Annotated in this window: 1 protein-coding gene and 1 pseudogene; both read right to left on the minus strand. The window is 46.1% G+C overall.

All coding sequences use genetic code 11. The annotated features are described in order from the left end of the window. Window positions 1-473: pseudogene (locus R7Z50_RS24135) on the minus strand (ribonuclease D); the annotation flags it as partial. 79 nt (window positions 474-552) lie between these two features. Then, window positions 553-1,506 (minus strand): AMP-binding protein (locus R7Z50_RS24140; protein WP_318149301.1); only part of this gene is annotated, 954 nt, incomplete at its 5' end.

Raw genomic sequence — 1,506 nt, forward strand, 5'->3', positions numbered from 1 at the left:
TAGTGAACGTCTGCCGCTGCATAATCAAGTTGCTTTTGCGTGAGAGGACGAGCCATCCAGTCGGTGCGAGATTCACTCTTGTCCAACGCAACACCTAAGTATTCTTCCACCAGCGTTGCGAAACCTGTTGACAGCCCGTGGCCAAGAAACGCCGCCATTAACTGTGTATCGACCATTGGAAATGGCGTACAACCAAATGCATTTTGGAATACTTCTAAATCTTCGCCACAGGCGTGAAGCACTTTAAGTACCGAAGCATCTTTCAATAGTTCGATGAAAGATGTCATGTCCGTTAATTCTGTCGGATCGATAAGGGACAAGTGCTTGCCGTCGAAAAGCTGAATCAAACCTAGTTGCGGATAAAAAGTCCTGATACGTACGAACTCGGTATCCAGCATTACGACATCTGCGTCTCTTGCTTGAGCACAAACTTGTTCTAGGTCTTTGTTTTTAGTAATAATCTGATAATTCACATGCTTCTCGCTATAAAAAATGCCAGCAAAACGCTGGCATTCTATCATTTTTTAATTCTGGCGACTCAACGAAATCGGCTTACGCGCTTTTCTTTGCCAGTTCTGCGTCGTTCTCTTCACGAAGTACACGACGTAAGATCTTACCTACGTTGGTCTTCGGTAAGTCTTCACGGAACTCAACCAGTTTTGGAACCTTGTAGCCCGTTAGATGCTGACGACAGTGTGCAATCACTTCTTCTTTGGTTAAGCTCGGGTCACGTTTTACAACGTAGATCTTCACCAACTCACCAGACACTTCATGCGGTTGACCAATAGCAGCCACTTCAAGAACTTTGCCGTGCAGAGCGACAACGTCTTCGATTTCATTCGGGTAAACGTTGAAGCCAGAAACCAAGATCATGTCTTTCTTACGGTCAACAATGTGCAGGAAGCCTTCGTCATCAAACTTAACGATGTCACCCGTTGATAGCCAACCGTCTTCGTTAATGGTGTCTTTAGTTGCTTCCGGACGTTGCCAGTAACCTTGCATTACTTGAGGGCCGCGAACTTGTAGCTCACCTGTACCAGTATTTGGCAGTACATTGCCTTCTTCATCAACCATACGAACTTCTGTCGAAGGAACTGGCAGACCGATAGAACCGTTGTACTCAACCAAGTCATGCGGGTAAGCTGCAACTAACGGTGAACACTCAGTAAGTCCATAGCCTTCAAGCAGGTAGCAGCCTGTGGTCTTCAGCCATTTCTCAGCAACAGCACGTTGAACTGCCATACCACCACCAACAGCCAAGCGAAGATTACTGAAGTCCAACTCATGGAAATCTTCATTGTTCACTAGCGCATTGAATAAGGTATTCACACCTGTGATCGCTGTGAATTGGTACTTTTGCAGCTCTTTTACAAAGCCGGGAATATCACGCGGGTTGGTAATCAGTAAGTTACGACCGCCCATTTCGATAAACAGCAAACAGTTCACTGTCAGTGCGAACACGTGGTAAAGCGGCAATGCGGTTACCACTAATTCACGACCTGGAGA

Source organism: Vibrio sp. 1249-1 (genome assembly GCF_033340495.1).